Below are 19412 nucleotides of genomic sequence, written 5' to 3' on the forward strand. Positions count from 1 at the left end.
GTTTGAGTCAACGGCCCCCTGTCGATTTTCGCACGAGGAGCGCGTTTTTCTGTCAGCAGGCCGTTTGGCCTTGTGGATAACTCGACCTGCTGGGTCGCGGAAAGCCCGATATATCAGGGGTTTCAGCCTCTTAACGGCAGCAGGTCGATTTTGTTCCCAATTTTATGAGGCGACCGCGCCGCCACGGCGGCGACCGCCAAAAGGGGCCATGACCGCGTCCAAGGACAGTTTACCGCCGCCAAAAGCCATCAGACCCAGCGCCATGGCCGCCCAGGGCAGGTGGAAGTTGATCAAGCCATCGGGAATGGTGAGCTGGATAATGATGGTCATGGCCAGGATCCCCAGCGCCGCAAGGCGGGTGAACAGGCCCAGCACCAGCAGTACCGGCAAGATGACCTCCCCCAGGCCGGCGAGGAACGCCATGGTCAGCGGAAAGGGATAGCTGAAGGCCTGCCCGAACACATGCAGCTTAAACTCCTGCTCGAACAGATAGCGGGCCCCACTGGAGAGATTGAGAAAGCCATCCCATTTGGTCATGCCGGAGCGCCAGAAGGGAATGGCCAGGGCGGCGCGCAGCGCAAACAGCGCAATAGAATGCGGAATCGCAACAATCAGCTGCTCGGCGGTGCCAAGTGCGCGTTGGGCGGTGTGGATCAGACTGGCCATGAGGTCATCCCTCCCTGGATGATGAAAATGCGCCAAGCGCGCACAGACCGGTCAGGGCCTGGGCAAGATCGAAGCTGGCATGGGTTTCAAGGACTGCTGCAGCGGCGGCGCCAATGGCCTCCCCCTCAGCAACCTGGCAAGGAAAGCCGCATCGGCGGCTGGAATGACCGTGACCTGCACATCGGCCTGCGGGCGCGTGAGCAGCACGGCTTCGGCGCCGGGCCGCACCGTGATGCCGCTGGTCTGGTGGGCCGACCAGATAGTGCCGACGGGAAAGGTTGAGATGATCAGGCTGCAGGCCGGATGAGCGTGCAGCTGCGTCTCCAATAGTGAATGCGGTTCCAGGCCGGCCAACTGCGCGATGACCAGGGGTTCTTGGTCTGCCGCGTTGTAAGCAATGGCCCAGGCTTCTTCGAGCCGGGCGATATCGGCCAGATAGGGCACCGAGCGCGCATTGTCGAAGCTGGCGATGAAATCAGGGAAGTCGGCGCCATAGCTCATCATCACCGGCGTGGCCGGTTTGTGATCGGCAACATAGATCCGGGCCATGGCGGTGAAGAAGTCATCACCAACCAGCCTGGCGCAAACCGGAAATTTGGATGCCAACACGCCGACCAGTCCGACATGGACATTGTTGCGATAGACGGCAAAGCGTAGCGGGTCGGCATCGCCCCTGTAGGAAACGACGCCAGCGGGCACCGGCCGCATGGGGTCCTGCACCGCGGCCGCAAAGCGGGCCTGCTGGCTGGCCGGGCTCATGAGGCGCGCCGCTGGATCTGGCTGCTTGCCTGGCCAATCGCTTCGTCGGCCAGACGGGCTTCGTCAGCCAGAATATCGAAGCTGGGGACGTTGTTGTCCCATTCGACCAGGGTCGGCATAGGGCCGGTGCGGCTCAGCGTATGGCGGAACAGGTCGAACACATCAGCGCTGACCCGCGAAGCATGGGCGTCGATCAGCAGACGGTCGCCAACGGCGTCCTCTGCCTCGTCATAACCGGCCAGATGGATTTCGCCGACCGCTTCAACCGGAAAGCGATTGATATAGCTGGCGGCGTCGGTCTGGTGATTGACCGCCGAGACCATGACATTGTTGACGTCGAGCAGCAGGCCGCAGCCGGTGCGCTGGGCAATGGCGGCGAGAAAATCAACCTCGTCGATCGTGCTTTCGGCAAACAACACATAGGTGGACGGGTTTTCGAGCAGCATGCGGCGGCCAAGCACCTGCTGCACCTGATCGATATGGGCGACGACAGTATCGAGCGTGGTCTGGGTATAGGGCAGCGGCAGCAGATCGTTGAGCGCGCTTTCGTCATGGGAAGACCAGGCGAGATGCTCGGAAAAGGATTGCGGCTGATAGCGATCAATCAGCGCCCGCAGGCGCGTGAGATGAGCGGTATCGAGCGGGCCTTCACCACCGATCGAGAGACCAACACCATGCAGTGAGATGGCGTAGCGTTCGGCTATGGCAGTCAGATAGCGGTGTGGCGGGCCACCATCGCCCATATAGTTTTCGGCATGGACTTCAAAGAAGCCGATATCGGGCGCGGTTTCGATGATCTGGGCATAGTGCTGCGGCTTGAGGCCAAGACCGGCGCGCGCGGGCAGATGATTGGCGGGCATGGTGATCTCCCTGAGACTGGATCCGGAGACCCGATGAACGGATCTCCGGGATAGGGTCGTGGACCGATCAGGTCATTGGCACGTCGCGCTCAAGGGCTTCGAGCGAACCCATGCGGTCGCCGTCGATTTCCATCGACACGCAGGTGCCGGCAGGAACGGCCTTCCAGGCATTACCCTGGTAGTCGACAGTGGAGGTGCCAGCACAGGTGGTGCCGGGGCCGGCAGCGCAATCGTTCTGGCCTGCCATGGCAACGCCGTAGCATTTCTCGGTGTCCTGAGCCAAAGCGGCGGGTGCGGACATGCCGGCTGCGGCGGTGAGCAGGGTTGCGGCCAGGGCCAGCGAAGACATGCGATTCATGATGGATCTCCTTCCAAAAAGGAACCCGTTCGGTTCCATGCCCAGTCATTCGGCGGAAGGGTCCATCCGGTTACGCGATCACGGCACCGTGATTGTCTTTTTTATATTCTGGCGCTGCCCGCTAGCGCGACAGCCAGAGCTGATGGCGCAAAAAGCGTTCCGACACCAGCAGCAGGGCGATGCCGGCGGCGCTGGGATCAAGCGCGCCACCGGCCAGCTTGGAGAAGAGCAGGGTTGGCAGGGTGATGATCTTGCCCTGCCCCAAAAGGAAAGTAAGCAGAAACAGATTGGTCGAGACCAGGAAGGTGAACAGGCTGCCGGCGATGACGCCGGGCAGCAGCATGGGCAGCGTCACCTGCCAAAGGGTCTGGCGTGGACTGGCGCCCAGGATGCGGGCCTGCTCTTCATAGTCAGGGGCGACCCCCTGATAGACCGCGGTCAGCAGCCGAAATCACCCAGATTGAGCGCCGCGCGCGGATCGGCGGCATCGAACTCGAAATTGACGGCATTGGGGATGGCCTGGGCAAATGAGCCGAGCAGCAGGTCTTGCTGCTTGAGCGTGAAGAAGTTTTCGCCATTGAGCCAAATGGCATCGACGCTTCCCTGACCAACGCCACGGCCAGCAGCCGCCTCGGTGATCACCAGATCAACTGCGTCGTTGCTGCCGGTGATGCGGTTGGCGACGAGCGTCACGCCCAGATCAGCCAAACGATTTGGCGAGGCCGCTTAGCCGCACATCAGCCATGGACAGCTCCGCGACATAGCGCGCTCACTTGGCGTCAAAGCTGGTCCAGCCCCACCACCAGCGAATTGCCGTGGTCAGAAAGGCCAGAGCGGCAAAGGCGATGGCGGCAATTGGAAACAGCGCTGGAAACAGGCAGATCAGCACGAACAGGGCGATGGTCTCGGCCCCTTCGGTGATGCCGCCGAGATAATAGATGCCCTTTTTGGGCATGGCGAGCGCGGTCATGCCGCGTTGCTTGGCAATCACGGCAAAGGCCAGAAAGCTTGAGCTGGTGCCAATAAACGAGAACAGCAGCAAGGCCCCCGCAACTCCATTGGCAGCAGGATCGGCCAGCACAAAGGCAAATGGGATCGAGGCATAAAAGAAGAAATCGAGCGCGATATCGAGAAAGGCGCCACGATCGGTGGGTCCGGCCTGCCGGGCCACCGCGCCATCCAGCCCGTCCAGGACACGGTTGATGGCGATCAATAGCAGGGCAAGCCAGAAATTGCCCAGAGCAATGGCGGGGAGCGCGCCCAGTCCGATGACGAAACCGGTCAATGTCAGGGCGTTGGCACTGACGCCGAGGCCGAGCAGCCAGCGCGCCGGATGGCGCAAGACCCGCTCCTGTGGCGGGATAAGATAGCTGTCGATCATGAGCTTAGCCCGCGCGGGTTGGTGTGAGGTCTGCAGGTTCTTACGGCTTGGTCGCGCCAGCAGACCAAATGTTACATTCAGCATGCACTTTCCTTGCAGCGCCATATGACACAATCTCGCGAAGACAGGCGCTTATGCCCGGCTTTGCTGCTAGTGACGCAGTAGCGTCGAGGGGGAACATGGATGGCAGCGAGCGGCACGACAGACGAGACAGCACTGATTGCAGCGCTCAGGCGCGGCGATGAGGCAGCCTTTCGTCAACTCGTTGCGCGCCAGCAGCCCTCCATGCTCGCCTTTGCCCGCAGCTTCCTGCGCGACCGGGCCGCGGCCGAAGAGGCCGTGCAGGATACCTGGCTGGCACTGATCGCGGGCATCAGCGAGTTCGAGGGACGCTCAACGCTCAAGACGTGGAGCTTTTCGGTACTCGCCAATATTGCGCGCAGCAAGGCTCGCCGCGAGGGGCGTACCGTCTCCTTCACCGATATGGGCTATAATGACCCCGGCGTGGATGCCGACCGATTTTCCGGTGACGGCACCTGGCTATCGCCGCCGGGCCAATGGTCCGAGATCGATCCCGAGCGCATTGTGGGTGGCAGACAGACACTGGAACATGCATTGGCGGCCGTGGATGCGCTGCCCGACAATCAACGCGCCGTGGTCACCCTGCGCGACATTGAAGGGTTGAGTGCGACCGAGACCTGTTCGGTGCTCGACATCACCGACGCCAATCAACGCATTCTTTTGCATCGCGGGCGTACGCGCGTGCGGGCCGCGCTCGAACAGGTGCTGTCGCCACCCCCTGCCTGAGATTGTTTGTAACAATGCCGCGCTCCGACGCACTCAGCTAGAGACGGCGCTTGCCAATGCCGGGTACGCGCTCCCAGGAGACCATCATGCTCACTTGCCGCGAGCTCAATGAGAAAGCCACCGATTATCTGGAAGGTCAGATGAGCCTGCGCCAGCGCGCCGGGTTCAAGCTGCATCTGCTGATGTGCAGCAAATGCGGCACCTATGTTGATCAACTGGCCAAGACCATTGCACTGCTGCGCGTCGGCAGGCCGACGCAGGATGAGGCCGCCCCTGATGACAAATTGATCGAAGCCTTCCGCGCCACCGCGGCCAACAGCGAGAAGCCCAATGCCCGATAATGGTCTGTTTCTGCCCGAGCCGATCATTCGCTTCGGCTCCTTCCTGCTGATTTTTGGCACGCTGGCGATCATTGAACTGCTGCACCCGCGTCTGGAGCGGCCCGAGATGCAGGCTGCGCTCAAGACCCGTCGCTGGCTCACCAATGTGGGCATGCTGATCCTGTCCTCAGTGGTGCTGCGCATCATCTTCCCCGCCGCCGCGGTCGGTAGCGCACTATGGGCCGAAAGCCAGGGTATTGGTCTGTTCAACCAGGTCGGCGTGCCGGTCTGGGTTGCGGCGCTGGTGTCGATCATCGTGCTCGATTTCGCCGTGTGGCTGGAACATCTGCTCAGCCACAAGATTCCGCTGCTCTGGCGCATCCATCGCATGCACCATGCCGATACCGGTTTTGATCTGACCACCGCCCTGCGCTTTCACCCGCTCGAGATCGTCATCTCGATGTTCTGGAAGGTCGGCATCGTGCTGGCGCTGGGTGCGCCAGCCTGGTCGGTGCTGGTGTTCGAGGTGATCCTGAACGGCACCGCCATGTTCAATCACGCCAATATTGCCCTGCCCAAACCCATCGACCGGCTGGTCCGACTGGTCCTGGTGACGCCTGACATGCATCGGGTGCACCACTCAACAATCCGGCAGGAAACCGACAGCAATTACGGCTTCAGCCTGTCGATATGGGATCGCCTGTTCGCCACCTATACCGATCAGCCCGCCAAGGGGCACCTCGATATGGATATCGGACTTGCCGCCTATCGCGACCAACAACAGCCCAGCGGGCTCAAATGGTCCCTGCTGCTGCCGTTCAGAAAGAACTGATACCCATGAATGACCCCGTCCCTGCGGCCGATGCTGCCTCCAAAGGCACAGCATCGCGCGGCCTGAGCCGCTTTGTGCCTATCGCCATTCTACTCGGCGTGCTGATTACCGGCCTGCTGCTGGGCTGGCAGCGCTACTTTACGCTCGATTACCTTGCCGAGGCGCGCGAGGGTATCAAGGCGTTTGCGAGCCAGAATGGGCTGCTGGCAGCGCTGATCTATGTGCTGGGCTATGCCGTCGCGACTGCCGTGGCTTTCCCCGCCGCCTGGTTACTCACGGTTGCCGGAGGCTTTGTCTATGGTGCGTTTCTGGGCGGCACGCTGGCAGCAATAGGCGCCACCATCGGCGCGTCAGTGCTGTTCTGGGCCGCCAAGACCGCCTTTGGCGACAGCCTGCGGCAGCGCGTGGGCGGTTTCGTCGATCGTGCAGCCAAAGGCTTTGAGAACAATGCCTTCAGCTACATGCTGGCGCTGCGACTGGCGCCGATCTTTCCATTCACCGTGGTCAACGTCCTGCCTGCTTTGCTCAAAGTGCCCTTTAGCACCTATTTCATCGCCACGCTGATCGGCATTCTGCCCGGTGCTCTGGTCTATGCCTCGATTGGGCAGGGACTGGAAACGGTGCTGATCGAGGTGGCTGAAAGCGGTCGCGATGTCAGTATTGGCGATCTGATCACGCCCGGCCTGTCGCTGGGCCTGTTGGGCCTGGCGCTGCTGGCTATCGCCCCGCCCATCTTCAAGGTGGTGCGCTCCCGCTGGCTCAAAGCGTAGCCCGCTCATTTCGATTTGCCCAAAGCGAGACCAACATCATGACTGCCAACAACCAAGCCAGCCATCTGATCGAATGCGATGTCTGCGTCATTGGCGCAGGCTCGGCCGGGCTCAGCGCCGCCTCTGGTGCGGCACAGCTGGGCGCCAAAGTGGTGCTGATCGAGCGCGGTGCAATGGGCGGAGATTGCCTCAATACCGGCTGCGTCCCCTCCAAATCGCTCATCGCCGCCGCCCATGCCGCTCATGCGTTTAAAGCCGCCATGGCGATGGGCGTCGGCGAAGGGCTAGCCCCCAAGGTCGAATTTCAGACCGTGCATGATCACGTGCACGCCGTCATCGGCGCCATTGCGCCCAATGACAGTGTCGAGCGCTTTGAAGGCATGGGCATTACCGTGCTCAAGGAAAGTGCCAGCTTTGTCAGCCCGACCGAAGTGGCCGCAGGCAATCACCGCATCACGGCGCGCCGCTTTGTGGTGGCGACGGGGTCGCGCGCCAGCCTGCCGCCCATTCCGGGCCTCGCTGCGTGCAAACCGCTGACCAACGAAACCATATTCGAGCTGACGACAAGGCCGGACCATTTGCTGATCCTGGGTGGCGGGCCGATCGGACTGGAAATGGCACAGGCGTTCCGGCGTCTCGGTTCTGAAGTCACCGTGGTCGATGCCGGTGAAATTCTGGGCAAGGACGAACCCGAGGCCGCGCCGCTGATCCGCAAGGTGTTTGCCGATGAAGGCATTGCGCTGCACGAAAATGCGCAATTCGCCGATCCCAAGCTGGTCGATGGCGGTGTGCAGGCCACGGTCAAAACCGCATCCGGCACCCGTACGATTAGTGCCAGCCACTTGCTGGTGGCCGCCGGTCGCACACCCAATCTCGACGGGCTGGGTCTGGACCTTGCCGGGGTCAAGACCAACAAGCAAGGCGTCGAGGTCGATGCCAGGCTGCGCTCGAGCAATCACCGCGTCTATGCGCTGGGCGATGTGGCTGGTGGTCCGCAGTTCACCCATATCGCGGGCTATCACGCCGGCATTTTTGTGCGCAATGCCGTTTTCGGCCTGCCATCCAAGGTCGATTATGCCGCCCTGCCCTGGGTGACCTATCTCGATCCCGAGGTGGCCCATGTCGGGCTGACCGAGGCCGATGCGCGCAAGCAGCATGGCGAGGTCACCACCATCATCGAACATTTCGCCGAAAACGACCGAGCCCAGACTGAGAAGCGCACCGAAGGCTTTATCAAGCTGGTGCTGACCCCGCGCGGCAAGGTGCTCGGCGCGACCATGGTCGGGCCTCATGCAGGAGAGATGATCACCCTGTGGGGGTTGGTGATCTCGGGCAAGGTCAAGCTTTCAGCCGTCGCCTCGATGATCGCGCCCTACCCCACGCTGGCGGAAATCTCCAAGCGCGCAGCCAGCGCCTATTACAAACCCAAACTGTTCGGCAAGCTGCCCAGGGCCTGGGTCGGTCTGGTGCAAAAACTATTGCCCTAGGGCAGGCGTTGCACCAGTTCGGCAACATAGGGCAGCAGGTTTTCGACAATCCTGGCCACGCCATCGGCATTGGGATGGCGCATATCGGGCTGGTTGAACGCCGGGTCGAGCGCCACGCCGTCGAGATAGAACGGGTAGAACACCGCTCCATACTGCTCGGCCAGTGCGGGGTACATGCCATCAAAGGCGGCGACATAGTCGGCGCCCAGCCCGCGATCGGCCATCATGCCCAGCAGCAGCACCGGCAGGCTCTCGGCGTCAAACCGGCTCAACATGGTCTCAAGGTTGTCGCGCGCTGCGGCGGCAGGCAGACCCTGCAGCATGTCATTGGCCCCCAACCCCAGAATAATGGCATCGGGCGCGTCAGACAGCGACCAGTCCAGATGCGCCACGCCGTCAGCTGTCGTGTCGCCCGAAACGCTGGCATTGAGCAGGGTGGCATCAATTCCTGCGGCGTCCATGGCCGCCTGCATCTGGGCAGCAAAACCCTCTTCGGGTGGCAGGCCATAGCCGGCAAGCAGGCTGTCGCCATAGAGCATGATCGTGCGCTCGACAGCGGCCACCTGCGGGGCGAATGCCGCAATTGTGGTCAACACAGCCATTGCGCAAAGCGTCTTATGCACCCAACTTCTCAAAACAATACCCGTCCTTGCCAATTCAAATTCCTCAGACCAGCACCTGGCCCTTATTCATGACCGAAACCATCGCCCAGACCCAAGCCATGAACCTGCACCTTAGGTCGGGCAAGGAGGCGCTTCATATCCTCAAAGACATCAATTTTACGATAGGCCGGGGCGAAGTGGTGTCGATTGTCGGACCCTCGGGCAGTGGCAAGACCTCAATGCTGATGGTGATGGGCGGGCTTGAACGAGCCAGCGATGGTCTGGTCAGCGTTGGCGGGGCTGCTCTGGGTGGCATGAACGAGGACGATCTGGCCGATATGCGGCGCAATAATATCGGCATCCTGTTCCAGAACTTTCACCTCATTCCCTCCATGACGGCACTGGAGAATGTGTCGCTGGCGCTCGACATCGCCTTTGACGACCTGCCGCTGAACCAAATTCGCGCCCGCGCCAAGGCGGCACTGGCCGAAGTCGGACTGGCCGCACGTGAAGATCATCTGCCCAGCGCGCTGTCGGGCGGCGAACAGCAACGCGTCGGTCTGGCGCGCGCCATTGTTACGCGCCCCAAACTGCTGCTGGCCGATGAGCCCACGGGCAATCTCGATCAGGAAACCGCCAAATCGGCCATCGACCTGCTGTTCAATCTGGCGCGCGCCAATGGCATGGCGGTGCTGCTGATCACCCATGACAACAGCCTGGCGCAGCGCGCCGACCGGCAGATGCGCATGGATCGCGGCGAACTCAGTGAACTGACCGCGGTGCCGGCATGAACCGGCTGATTGCCTGGCTGCGCGTTGCGCTGATCGATCTGCGCGGCAGCGCGGCACGCTTCACCATCCTGATTGCCTGTCTGGCGCTTGGCGTGGCCGCCATTGGCGTGGTCAGTTCGGTGCGCAGCGCGGTGGAAACCGCCATTGCCCGCGATGCCCGCGCCATTCTGGGCGGCGATCTCGAACTGCGCTCGCAGCGCACCGATATTACGCCCGACGTGCTGAGTGCGCTCGAAAAGCTCGGGCCGGTCAATCGCGAGGTTCAGCTCAATTCACAGGCCCAGAAGGGCTATCTTTCTGCCTTTCTGTCTTTGCGTGGCGTTGGCGATCTCTACCCCTTGGTCGGTGACGTTGTTCTGGCCCCCGGCGCCTTGCCCGGCAGCACTGCCGATCTGCTTGGCCAGCAGAATGGTGTGTGGGGCATTCTGCTCTCACCACAGGCTGCTTTGCGGCTGGAGGCTGCGCCGGGTGACACGATCCGCGTCGGCACGCTCGAGCTGCAATTGCGCGGCATTATCGATACCCTGCCCGATCAGGCGACGCTGGGCTTCCAGCTTGGCGCCCCGGCGCTGGTCTCTGACGCTACCCTGCCACTGGCGGGGCTGAAACAGGAAGGCGTGCTCAACCAGTTCCAGTACAAGGTGCTGCTTGAAGACACAGACTTCGCCAGTGCCGAAACGGCGCTGGAAGAGCAATTCCCCGACAGCGAAGTCCGTATCCGCTCGCCTCGCGAAGCCACGGCATCGATTGCCCGCTTCATCACGATTTTCGGCAATTTCATGCTGCTGGTGGCCCTCTCATCCATGGTGGTTGGCGGGCTGGGCGCGGCCAATGCGGTCACTGCCTATGTCGGTGAGCGCCAATCGGCCATCGCCACCATGCGCTCGCTGGGTGCCAGCGGAAACCGCATCATGGTGCAATTCCTGGCCCAGATCATCTTCCTGTCATTGCTGTCGATTGCCATCGGACTGGTCGCCATTGCTGTGGGTACTTTCGCCATCCTGCCGCTCTTGGCCGGGCTGATCGGGCTTGATCTGCCGGCTGCGCTGGACCTGCGCTCGATGGCGGCGGCCGGCGGCATTGGTCTGGTGACGGCCATCATCTTTGCCTGGTTGCCGCTGCTGCATGCCCGTGCCATTCGCCCCGCCCTGCTGTTCCGTGCGGGAGGCTCAAGCAATCTTGAGCGGCAGGACTGGCGCAGCTGGCTGACCCCGATTGCTTCGGTACCGCTGCTGATCGGCTTTGCCCTGCTGTTTGCCCTGACACTGAGCATTGCCAGCGATATGCAGCTGGTGGCCATCTATTTTGCTGGCACTGTTGTCGCGTTCCTGCTGCTGCGACTGGCGGCGGCCCTGCTCGGACTGATCCTCTCGCGCGTCCCACCACCGCCCAACCGGCTGCTGCGCATGGCTCTATCCGCCATCGTCCGACCGGGTGCGCCCACGACCACAGTACTGGTGTCGATGGGCATGGGGTTGTCGCTGCTGCTGCTGATCGTGACAACGCAGTCCAACATCAACAACCAGATCGCCACCGAGGTTACCACCGAGGCCCCGGCCTTTGTACTGCTCGATCTGGACAAGCCCAATCTGGCCGCGCTGACCGATTTCGTGGCGGCCACGCCTGATATCGAGGCGCTGACCACCATCCCCATGCTGCGTGGCACCATCACTGCGCTAAAGGGCGCCCCACCGCCGACTTCGGAGGATGATATTTCGCGCGATGTGGCCGACATGTTCCGGGGCGATACGGCACTGACCTGGTCTGCGGCCATGCCCGCGGATACCGTCATCGCCGAGGGCGAGTGGTGGACTGAAGATTATTCAGGCGACCCGCAGGTTTCCCTGAGCACGGAAATGCGTGACGCGCTGGATCTGTCGATTGGCGACAGCATTGAAATTGCCGTTGCCGGGCGGCCGCTGGCAATGACCATTGCCAGCTTCCGGCTTATCGACTGGCGCAGCCCCAATTTCAACTTCCGCATCATCGTCTCGCCTGGGCTGATCGAAAGCGCACCGCAATCCTATTTCGGCACCATCACGGTTGCCGAGGGCGCCGATGGCGTTGTGGAAGCGGCGCTGTTGGGTGACTTCCCGCAGCTCAATTTCGTGCCTGTCGGCGATACGCTGGCGCGGGTGCGGGCCGTGTTTGACGGGCTGATCAATGCCATCGCACTGGTCAGCGGGACTGCGGTTCTGGCCGGCATTCTGGTGCTGGCTGGTGCGCTCAGCGTCGGGCGGCAACAACGCCAGGCCGATGCCGTGGTGATGAAGGTGCTGGGCGCCAAGCGCAGTGACGTCATCGCCGCCTTCCTGATCGAATATGCCTTGCTCGGGGCCATCGCTGCCGTGCTGGCCAGTGGCATTGCCATGCTGGGCGCCTGGGCGGCCGCGACCTGGCTGCTGGAGATCGACTTCATGGTCCCGGTCGGCCAGCTCGGCCTTGTGGCGCTGCTGGTAATCGTGGTCACCATCGTGACCGGCGCTGCGACCACATGGTCGGCCATGTCCACCACGCCCGCCGCCAAACTGCGAATGGAAACGCCATGAGTGTACTGCGCCCAGTCTTGTTTGCCCTGCTTGTCCTGACGGGCACCGCGAGCGCACAGGAACGGCTACCCGATGGCGGCATCGCCACGGCCAGCGGTGATGTTGCCCAGGCGTGGTATGGCCAGCCCACAGCGCGCTATGACCACGGCATTCTGGGCGACCGGGTCGAAGGCGGATCGCTGGTGGTGATTGATCGCACCGGCACCCGGCACGAACTCGTGCTGCCTGAACGCTATGTTTTTGAGGATCTGACCCCACGGCTGGTCGATCTGGATGGCGACGGAGCGAGCGAAATTATCACCATCCGCACCGATGTGGGCGCCGGCGCCGCAGTCGCGGTCTATGGCCTGCGCGATGGCACGCTGGTCGAGCGGTCCGCCACCGCGCCCATCGGCCGGTCACACCGCTGGCTGTCGATTGCGGCAATTGCCAATTTTACCGCCGACGCAGGCAAGGAAATCGCCATCGTCAAAACGCCCCATATTGGCGGTGTGCTGGAAATTCTGTCGCTAAAAGGCTCCGTGCTGGAGACGATCCTGCCGCCGCAATCGGGGTATTCGACCCATTTCATCGGTTCGCGCGACATCAGTCTGGCGCGCGCCGAAGATACTGACAGTGATGGATTTTTCGAACTCGCTTTGCCCACACAGGATCGCCGGCAGATCGTCGTGCTCGGTTTTTCGCCCGGCGTGCAGGCAGTCGCCCGGTTCGATACGGGTGCGGTAATTACCCAGCCAATTGGCAGTTTTACAGCTGCAGTGACGGCGGCCCGACGGCCTCAATAAGTCGCATTTGATTCAGGTTTGGCAAACTGTTGGCTGTTAGCTTGCTTGTTCAGTCGGGCATGGTGCCGACACCGGGATCGCTCGGACTGGACTAGGGTAGTTGCAATTGACGGCGTCCGTTTGGCAAATTCTGGCAGGCAATTTGGCAGTGGTCGCACTGTTTGTGCTGGGCTGGTCGCGGGCGAGCTACTGGCTCAAGGCAATCCCCCGCCCCTATCGTAATTTTCTGCTGTCCCTGACCATGGGTCTGGGTGCCATCGCTACGATGAGCCTGGCAATCGAATTCAAGCCGGGCATGTTTTTTGACCTGCGCTATTCCCTGCTGGCCGTTGTCGCGCTGTTTGGTGGATGGCCGGCGGCCCTGATCAGCAGTGCTGTTGCAGCGGCTTTCCGGTTCTGGCTGGGTGGTGCTGGCCTCATGGCTGGACTGGCCGGCATTGCGCTGGCGAGTGGCGCCGGTGTTCTGGTCAGTCTGGTGGTTGGCAATCGCACCCATAAATTGTGGCATGTCGGCGTAGTGGCGCTGATTACCGGCATCGTGACATCGGCGGGCCTGGTGTCGCTGCCGGGCGAAACCTTCCAGGCGATCCTGCCCACCCTTGTGCCGCTGGCCCTGCTCAACATTGTCACCACCGCTTTTGCCGGTGTTGTCTATCTGCGGGCATACCGGCTATCGGCCGATCGCGAATTGCTGGCGGCGGCGATAACCCATGCACCAGCCTATGTTTATGTCAAAGGCCGTGACGGCAATTTCGCGATTGCCAACAAGGCGTCGGCGGCGCTGTTCGGGGTAGCCGATTCCAGCCAATTGCTGGGTAAGAGCAGTTTTGACATTGAGCCACCAGATCGCGCGGCGCGCACCGCTGAGCGCGAGCGGGCGGTGCTTGCTGGCAATACCAAGGTGCTCGATTTCGAAGAAGAAATCATCGACAAAAATGGTATCTCACGCTGGTATTCGACTACCAAGGTCCCGCTGCACGACCCTGATGGCAAGCTGATCGGGCTGGCCGGGGTCACCCGCGACGTCACCGGCGAAAAACAGATCCAGCAGGAACTGATCCGCAGTCGTGATACGTTGGGCTATGCATTGGCCGAAATGACCGGCGGCCTGGCCATGTTCGACAATGGTGGCGAGCTGATCTTCTGCAATGAACAATATCGCGAAGCGTTTCCCGAAACCGGGGCGTTGCGCGTGCCGGGTGCGCATTTCCGCGACATTCTCAAGGCAGTGATCGATACCGGCGAGCAGCAAAACGCACCGACCGAAGTTGCCGCAGCGGCCGAGTGGATCGACGCACGCTTTGCCGATCTGCGCCGCGAGAGCGAGCGAGAAATTCTGCTGGCCAATGGACGCTGGTTACAGATCCGTACGCGCCCCACCAGCAATGGCACCACTATGGTTGTGGCCATTGATGTAACCCGCTTCAAGCAGGCCGAACAGGACCTGCACACAGCGACGGACGAACTCAAGCATCTGGTGCGCACGGACGCCCTGACGGGGCTGCTCAATCGACGGGCCTTTGATGACGCCATTGACGCGGAAATCCGCCGCACCAGCCGCGCCGGAACGCCACTGAGCCTGCTGCTGGTCGATGTCGATCTGTTCAAACCCTATAATGATCACTACGGCCATCTGGCGGGCGATGACGCCCTGCGCAAGGTCAGCCAATTGCTTAAGCAGAGCCTGAAACGTCCCGCCGATGTGGTGGCGCGCTTTGGTGGCGAAGAGTTCACCGCCATCCTGCCCGATACCGACGAGGATGGCGCTTACCTGGTGGCTGAAAGCTTCCGTCGGGCGCTGGCCGAGGCCCGTCTGCCCCATGCCGCGAGCGACAAGGGCTACATCACCGCCAGCGTGGGCGTTGCGACCTATATGCCCGATGTTGTCGAGCGCAGCGCCACAGATCTGATCGGCACAGCTGATGGCGCGCTGTACAGCGCCAAGGCGGCTGGTCGCGATCGCGTGTTTGGTACGCGCGTGTCTGAACGCACCCATTTGCGCGCCCTCTCCTGAGCCATCACAGCGGCCGGGCAGACGGCTAAAAGGCCGCGATCTTGTATGGCAGATTTGTCATACCAACCCATTGGCAGACTTGAACAAATTCGAGTCACTGGGAATTAGTGCAACAAAATCATTGACTTCACCGGCTGCTCCGCACAATCATCCGGCATCTGAGTGGGGACAAACCCTCAGGAACGGCCGGAGACACGTCATGGGCCCAGGGCCCAGCCAGGGTATGTGGTTAAGCGTGAGCTACGCGGAATGTCATTTGGTCTGACCGGAAAAACCGGACCAGTGCTCGTTTCGACCTTCTGAGAGACCCGCAAGGATCTCAACCGTGCGGTCGCGGTTGGCGGGCAGGTCTCTTCCTCTTCCCAGCACACCGCACCCGGACATCGGACAACCGATGCCAGTGAGCGGGAGGAACGAGGATGAACCATCAGCCGACCAATCTCGCCCTGCTCGACAGGTTGCGGTCCACTGACGTCGCCGCGCGCGTCGGCGCAGTTGATGCCCCCGATATCCTTGCCGAATTTATCGCCTCGGGCGTGCGCTTTGTGTCGTCGGCCGCCCATATGGAACGCCGTCATGATGATGCGGTGCGCGAACTGATCGCCTGCATCAGGCCGACCGGGGACGCCGAACCCATCCTGAACGAGGGCGGCATCTATTTCGGCTGCTGGCTCGAAAGCACCGGCACGATCAATGCCGAACTGCTCAGTCGCTTTATCCCGTCGGTGGCCGCTGCCACCTTTGCCGGCTTCGCCACCCATCAGCGCGACGATGGCCTGTTCCCCTACAAGCTGACCGCGACAGGCCCGGTATCCTCGCAAATCCAGATGGTGACACCGCTGGCTCGCTCGGTGTGGACGCATTACTGCCTGAATGGCCGCGACAAGGTCTGGCTGGCCCGCCTTTACGCGGCCATGACGCGCAATGATGCCTGGCTGGCGCAATGGCGCGATACGCGCGGCACGGGCGCCGTCGAGGCATTCTGCACCTTCGATACCGGCCATGACCTGTCGGCGCGGTTCTGGCATGTGCCCGACAGCCCATTCAACAATGATCCAAAAGCCTTCCACCCCGACAATCCGCTGCTGCCGTTCATCGCGCCGGATCTGACCGCCAATGTTGCCTGCCAACGCCTCTATCTGGCGCGCATGGCCGAGGAGCTTGGCGAAAGCGGCGACGTCTGGTTGGACAAGGCGGAAGCCAGTACGGCGGCGCTCTTCACCCAGTGCTTTGATGCCGAAGATGGGTTCTTCTACGACCGCGACCGGCATGGTCGCCACGTCCGGGTGCAGTCCGATGTGCTGCTGCGCGTGCTGGCCTGCGAGATTGGCGACGATGCTTTCTTCGCCAAGGCGCTGGAGCGCTATCTGCTCAACACGTCCAAGTTCTTCGCCAAATATCCATTCACCTCGCTGGCGCTGGATGATCCGCGGTTTGACCCGGCCTTTGATTACAATAGCTGGTGCGGGCCCTCGAACTTCCTCAGCCTGATCCGGGCGCCGCATGCCTTTGAGGCGCACCACCGTCATGTCGAGCTGAGCTGGGTGCTGCAGCCGGTGCTGAGCGCGCTGTTCAAGTCGACGCGCTTTGCCCAGACCATCAACCCGTTCACCGGCGCTGAAGGCTTCACCGAGGTCTATTCGCCTTCCATTCTGTGCCTGCTCGATTTCGTCGAACGACTGTGTGGCATCCAGCCTCGCCCCGACGGCGCAGTCTGGTTCACCGGGCTGACGCCGCAGCAGATCGAGCACCGCGATGTGGCACACGAAACCGGCTATGCCCGCACCGTGGACGGCCAGGATTTCGAGCTGATCAACACCGCCAGCCATATCGCGGCCTATCGCGACGGCGCGCCGCTGTTCTCGGCGCCGCGCGGCGTCCGCATCATTACCGACCGCACGGGCCAGATCACGGGTCTGGTCGGCATGAGCGCCAGCACCGTGACGGGCGAGCTGACCACCGCAGAAGGCAATTATTCCTTCGCGATTGGTCCCAATGAACAACTCGATCTGAAGGGACAAGAACTGGTCCGGGTACGCGACCCCGCTCTGGTGGCCCCGACATACTGAATTCTGCGGCCCGGTGAGGGGCCGAACCGCAGATGATCTGACGTACGTAGCTCAATAGGGAGGAACCAATATGAGCAAGTTCAACCGCAGGCAATTCCTGCAAACCACAGCCGGCGTCGCCGCGCTGTCTGCATTCGGCCTGCCCGCCTTTGCGCAGGACCGTCAGGTCCGCCACTTCTGGTGGGGTAATCCCGAGCGTGACAAGCGCACTTTCGGTGTCATCGAGCTCTATAACAGCAAGACCCCCGGCACCGTGGTCTCGGGCGAGACGCTGGGCTTTGGCGACTATTTCACCAAGCTGACCACCCAGATCGCGGGCGGCAACATGCCCGACGTGATCCAGCAGGGTTATGGAGTGCTGTTTGAATATATCGACAATGGCGCAGTGGTCCCGCTGGACGAGTATGTCGGCAAGAGCCTGGATATCTCAAAAATCGACCAGTCGGCCATTGATGCGGGCACGGTGGATGGCAAGTTCTACGCCCTGTCGATCGGCGCCAACTCGCATATGGCGATGTATAATAGCCGCCTCTACGCCGAGGCCGGCATCACCGCAGGCGAGAACTTTGACCCCTTTGGCTACACCTATGACGATCTAAAGCGCATGGGCGTGGAGATCAAGAAGGCCACTGGTGTCGCGGGCACGGACGACAACACCGCCGACTATCAGAACTTCTCCGACTTCGTCGCCCAGAAGGGTGCGCTGCTGTTCAATGAAGATGGCAGCTATGGCCCGACCCAGGACATCGTCGAGGAATACTGGAGCATCTGGGCTGATCTGCGCGATGCGGGCGCCACGCTTGCCGGTCAGGAATCGGCCGGTCTGGCGGGTGTGTCCGAGCTGAGCCAGCTGGGTGTCGTCACCGGCAAGACTGCCACCTCTTATGCCTGGAGCAACCAGTTGGTGGGGGCGCAGGGCCTGATGGAAGATACCCTGGCTGCCGCCATGTATCCCAATACCCCCGAGATGATCCCCGGCTCGATCGTGCAGCCCAGCCAGTTCGTCTGCCTGACGCGCGACAGCAAGGATCCTGAAGCGGCCACCGCCTACATGAGCGCCTTCGTCAACGATCCCGACCTGACCGGCATTCTGGGTCTGGAACGCGGCATTCCGTCCAATGCGGATGTACGCGCGGCGCTGGAGCCCGATCTGTCCGCGGCCGAGGCCGTCTCGGTTGCCTTCTTTGATGGCATTCAGGGCAAGACCGCCAAGCTGGCGCCGCCACCACCAAGCGGGGCCAATGAGGTCGAGCAGACCTTTGAGCGTGTTGCCGTCTCGGTGCTGCTGGGCGAACGTCCGATTGCCGAGGTCGCCAGCGACTTCCTCAACCAGTCGCGCGCCATTCTCGCCCGCGCCTGATCATAGCGAACACCGCCTCCCCATTTGGGAGGCGGCACCCGGGTGGGGGTCCTGTGGTCTCCCTGACGCAGCGCCTCCACCCAGGCCACGTTTTCAGAGAAGAGCCCATGGTAAAATTCTTCCGCCGCAACTTTGCCGGTTACACCTTTCTGGCGCCGTGGCTCATCGGCTTTTTCCTTTTGGCGATTGGCCCCATCCTGGCCTCGCTCTATCTCAGCTTCACCAAATACAATGTGGTCAAGCCGCCGCAATGGATCGGCTGGGACCATTATCTCTACATGTTCCAGTATGATGCGCGCTTCTGGAAGGCGCTGCAGGTCACCTTCACCTTTGTAGTGGTTTCGGTGCCCGCCAAGCTGATCTTCGCGCTGGCCGTGGCCATGGCGCTCGACAAGGGCATTCGCGCCATTGGCTGGTATCGCGCGCTGTTCTATCTGCCCTCGATCCTGGGCGGCTCGATTGCCGTGGCCATCCTGTGGCGGCAGTTGTTTGACTATGACGGGGTGATCAATTCGGTGCTGCGCCTGTTTGGCAGCCATGGACCCTACTGGCTGAGCGATCCGCGCTATTCGCTGTGGACGCTGATCGTGCTGGCGGTCTGGCAGTTTGGTTCGCCCATGCTGATTTTCCTGGCGGGGCTGCGTGCCATTCCGCAGGAGCTGTATGAAGCCGCCGAGATCGATGCGGCCGGGCCGGTGCGCAAGTTCTTTGCCATCACCGTGCCGCTGCTGGCCCCGGTGATCTTCTTTAATCTGGTGCTGCAGATGATCGAGGCGTTCAAGAGCTTTTCGGGCGCCTTCATCATCTCGGGCGGCTCGGGCGCACCACTAGACAGCCTGCTGTTCTTCACCGTCTATCTCTACAACGAGGCGTTCAGCTTCCTGCGCATGGGCTATGCCTCGGCGCTGGCATGGGTGCTGCTGCTGATCATCGCCGCCTTCACCGCAATTGCCTTCTGGACATCCAAATACTGGGTCCATTACGAAAACGAGCGGGGCTGAG

General features: G+C 61.8%; 20 protein-coding genes. 12 read left to right on the forward strand and 8 right to left on the reverse strand.

From position 1 onward, the window contains the following. Positions 1–162: 162 nt before the first annotated feature. From AC0L37_RS14995 to AC0L37_RS15025, 7 genes are all read right to left on the reverse strand, one after another. A complete protein-coding gene (locus AC0L37_RS14995; RefSeq protein WP_282222804.1) occupies positions 163–666 on the reverse strand; it encodes a DoxX family protein in 504 nt (167 codons plus the stop codon). A 51-nt stretch (positions 667–717) separates the two neighbouring features. Then, positions 718–1425 (reverse strand): HvfC/BufC N-terminal domain-containing protein, encoded by a 708-nt coding sequence (locus AC0L37_RS15000; RefSeq protein ID WP_282222803.1) that lies wholly within the window; start codon positions 1423–1425, stop codon positions 718–720. Then, positions 1422–2285: an MNIO family bufferin maturase gene (gene bufB / locus AC0L37_RS15005; protein ID WP_282222802.1), complete on the reverse strand. Its 864-nt coding sequence runs from the start codon at positions 2283–2285 to the stop codon at positions 1422–1424. Before bufB ends, AC0L37_RS15000 begins: the two co-directional genes overlap by 4 nt. Positions 2286–2352: 67 nt before the next feature. Beyond that, positions 2353–2643 (reverse strand): BufA1 family periplasmic bufferin-type metallophore, encoded by a 291-nt coding sequence (locus tag AC0L37_RS15010; protein WP_212659624.1) that lies wholly within the window; start codon positions 2641–2643, stop codon positions 2353–2355. A 121-nt stretch (positions 2644–2764) separates the two neighbouring features. Beyond that, positions 2765–3088, reverse strand: a complete 324-nt coding sequence (locus tag AC0L37_RS15015) for an ABC transporter permease (protein WP_473315427.1) — start codon at positions 3086–3088, stop codon at positions 2765–2767. Beyond that, the gene (locus AC0L37_RS15020; protein ID WP_282222801.1) at positions 3082–3336 is read right to left on the reverse strand and encodes a hypothetical protein; all 255 of its coding nucleotides are present in this window, start codon (positions 3334–3336) and stop codon (positions 3082–3084) included. The genes AC0L37_RS15015 and AC0L37_RS15020 overlap by 7 nt, the downstream gene beginning before the upstream one ends. A gap of 76 nt (positions 3337–3412) precedes the next feature. Continuing rightward, entirely contained in the window at positions 3413–4108 is a 696-nt protein-coding gene (locus tag AC0L37_RS15025; protein WP_282222800.1) for a CDP-alcohol phosphatidyltransferase family protein, read from the reverse strand. Between the two features lie 99 nt (positions 4109–4207). Here AC0L37_RS15025 and AC0L37_RS15030 point away from each other — a divergent pair, with 99 nt between their 5' ends. The 5 genes from AC0L37_RS15030 (at position 4208) to AC0L37_RS15050 (ending at position 8240) form a co-directional block, all read left to right on the forward strand. Further along, the gene (locus AC0L37_RS15030; protein WP_269370782.1) at positions 4208–4831 is read left to right on the forward strand and encodes an RNA polymerase sigma factor; all 624 of its coding nucleotides are present in this window, start codon (positions 4208–4210) and stop codon (positions 4829–4831) included. Positions 4832–4917: 86 nt separating this feature from the next. After that, positions 4918–5172, forward strand: a complete 255-nt coding sequence (locus AC0L37_RS15035; protein WP_282222799.1) for an anti-sigma factor family protein — start codon at positions 4918–4920, stop codon at positions 5170–5172. Beyond that, complete coding sequence (locus tag AC0L37_RS15040) at positions 5162–5983, forward strand: sterol desaturase family protein (RefSeq protein WP_269370778.1); 822 nt, start codon at positions 5162–5164, stop codon at positions 5981–5983. The genes AC0L37_RS15035 and AC0L37_RS15040 overlap by 11 nt, the downstream gene beginning before the upstream one ends. Positions 5984–5988: 5 nt before the next feature. Then, a complete protein-coding gene (locus tag AC0L37_RS15045; protein ID WP_282222798.1) occupies positions 5989–6753 on the forward strand; it encodes a TVP38/TMEM64 family protein in 765 nt (254 codons plus the stop codon). A gap of 38 nt (positions 6754–6791) precedes the next feature. Continuing rightward, complete coding sequence (locus AC0L37_RS15050; RefSeq protein ID WP_282222797.1) at positions 6792–8240, forward strand: dihydrolipoyl dehydrogenase family protein; 1449 nt, start codon at positions 6792–6794, stop codon at positions 8238–8240. Here the strand turns inward: AC0L37_RS15050 and AC0L37_RS15055 are convergent. After that, entirely contained in the window at positions 8237–8842 is a 606-nt protein-coding gene (locus AC0L37_RS15055) for an arylesterase (RefSeq protein WP_212659617.1), read from the reverse strand. The genes AC0L37_RS15050 and AC0L37_RS15055 overlap by 4 nt on opposite strands. Before the next feature lie 89 nt (positions 8843–8931). Here AC0L37_RS15055 and AC0L37_RS15060 point away from each other — a divergent pair, with 89 nt between their 5' ends. The 7 genes from AC0L37_RS15060 (at position 8932) to AC0L37_RS15090 (ending at position 19411) form a co-directional block, all read left to right on the forward strand. After that, entirely contained in the window at positions 8932–9633 is a 702-nt protein-coding gene (locus AC0L37_RS15060; protein ID WP_282222796.1) for an ABC transporter ATP-binding protein, read from the forward strand. Then, positions 9630–12182, forward strand: a complete 2553-nt coding sequence (locus AC0L37_RS15065) for an ABC transporter permease (RefSeq protein ID WP_282222795.1) — start codon at positions 9630–9632, stop codon at positions 12180–12182. The genes AC0L37_RS15060 and AC0L37_RS15065 overlap by 4 nt, the downstream gene beginning before the upstream one ends. After that, positions 12179–12967, forward strand: coding sequence for a hypothetical protein (locus AC0L37_RS15070; RefSeq protein ID WP_282222794.1), 789 nt, complete (start codon positions 12179–12181; stop codon positions 12965–12967). The genes AC0L37_RS15065 and AC0L37_RS15070 overlap by 4 nt, the downstream gene beginning before the upstream one ends. A gap of 148 nt (positions 12968–13115) precedes the next feature. Further along, on the forward strand, positions 13116–14981 hold the full coding sequence (locus AC0L37_RS15075; RefSeq protein WP_473313233.1) for a diguanylate cyclase: 1866 nt from the start codon (positions 13116–13118) through the stop codon (positions 14979–14981). A 419-nt stretch (positions 14982–15400) separates the two neighbouring features. Next, entirely contained in the window at positions 15401–17050 is a 1650-nt protein-coding gene (locus tag AC0L37_RS15080; RefSeq protein ID WP_282222792.1) for an MGH1-like glycoside hydrolase domain-containing protein, read from the forward strand. 70 nt (positions 17051–17120) lie between these two features. Next, positions 17121–18410 (forward strand): ABC transporter substrate-binding protein, encoded by a 1290-nt coding sequence (locus tag AC0L37_RS15085; protein ID WP_282222791.1) that lies wholly within the window; start codon positions 17121–17123, stop codon positions 18408–18410. 107 nt (positions 18411–18517) lie between these two features. Then, a complete protein-coding gene (locus tag AC0L37_RS15090; RefSeq protein WP_282222790.1) occupies positions 18518–19411 on the forward strand; it encodes a carbohydrate ABC transporter permease in 894 nt (297 codons plus the stop codon). Position 19412 lies beyond the last annotated feature (1 nt).

Source organism: Devosia sp. J2-20 (assembly GCF_055808475.1).

What these genes read in the sequence shown, in the direction of transcription:
- AC0L37_RS14995 (WP_282222804.1), bottom strand. Translation starts at nt 666, where the DNA reads ATGGCCAGTCTGATCCACACCGCCCAACGCGCACTTGGCACCGCCGAG.
- AC0L37_RS15000 (WP_282222803.1), bottom strand. Translation starts at nt 1,425, where the DNA reads ATGAGCCCGGCCAGCCAGCAGGCCCGCTTTGCGGCCGCGGTGCAGGAC.
- bufB (WP_282222802.1), bottom strand. Translation starts at nt 2,285, where the DNA reads ATGCCCGCCAATCATCTGCCCGCGCGCGCCGGTCTTGGCCTCAAGCCG.
- AC0L37_RS15010 (WP_212659624.1), bottom strand. Translation starts at nt 2,643, where the DNA reads ATGAATCGCATGTCTTCGCTGGCCCTGGCCGCAACCCTGCTCACCGCC.
- AC0L37_RS15025 (WP_282222800.1), bottom strand. Translation starts at nt 4,108, where the DNA reads ATGCTGAATGTAACATTTGGTCTGCTGGCGCGACCAAGCCGTAAGAAC.
- AC0L37_RS15030 (WP_269370782.1), top strand. Translation starts at nt 4,208, where the DNA reads ATGGCAGCGAGCGGCACGACAGACGAGACAGCACTGATTGCAGCGCTC.
- AC0L37_RS15035 (WP_282222799.1), top strand. Translation starts at nt 4,918, where the DNA reads ATGCTCACTTGCCGCGAGCTCAATGAGAAAGCCACCGATTATCTGGAA.
- AC0L37_RS15040 (WP_269370778.1), top strand. Translation starts at nt 5,162, where the DNA reads ATGCCCGATAATGGTCTGTTTCTGCCCGAGCCGATCATTCGCTTCGGC.
- AC0L37_RS15045 (WP_282222798.1), top strand. Translation starts at nt 5,989, where the DNA reads ATGAATGACCCCGTCCCTGCGGCCGATGCTGCCTCCAAAGGCACAGCA.
- AC0L37_RS15050 (WP_282222797.1), top strand. Translation starts at nt 6,792, where the DNA reads ATGACTGCCAACAACCAAGCCAGCCATCTGATCGAATGCGATGTCTGC.
- AC0L37_RS15055 (WP_212659617.1), bottom strand. Translation starts at nt 8,842, where the DNA reads ATGGCTGTGTTGACCACAATTGCGGCATTCGCCCCGCAGGTGGCCGCT.
- AC0L37_RS15060 (WP_282222796.1), top strand. Translation starts at nt 8,932, where the DNA reads ATGACCGAAACCATCGCCCAGACCCAAGCCATGAACCTGCACCTTAGG.
- AC0L37_RS15065 (WP_282222795.1), top strand. Translation starts at nt 9,630, where the DNA reads ATGAACCGGCTGATTGCCTGGCTGCGCGTTGCGCTGATCGATCTGCGC.
- AC0L37_RS15070 (WP_282222794.1), top strand. Translation starts at nt 12,179, where the DNA reads ATGAGTGTACTGCGCCCAGTCTTGTTTGCCCTGCTTGTCCTGACGGGC.
- AC0L37_RS15080 (WP_282222792.1), top strand. Translation starts at nt 15,401, where the DNA reads ATGAACCATCAGCCGACCAATCTCGCCCTGCTCGACAGGTTGCGGTCC.
- AC0L37_RS15085 (WP_282222791.1), top strand. Translation starts at nt 17,121, where the DNA reads ATGAGCAAGTTCAACCGCAGGCAATTCCTGCAAACCACAGCCGGCGTC.
- AC0L37_RS15090 (WP_282222790.1), top strand. Translation starts at nt 18,518, where the DNA reads ATGGTAAAATTCTTCCGCCGCAACTTTGCCGGTTACACCTTTCTGGCG.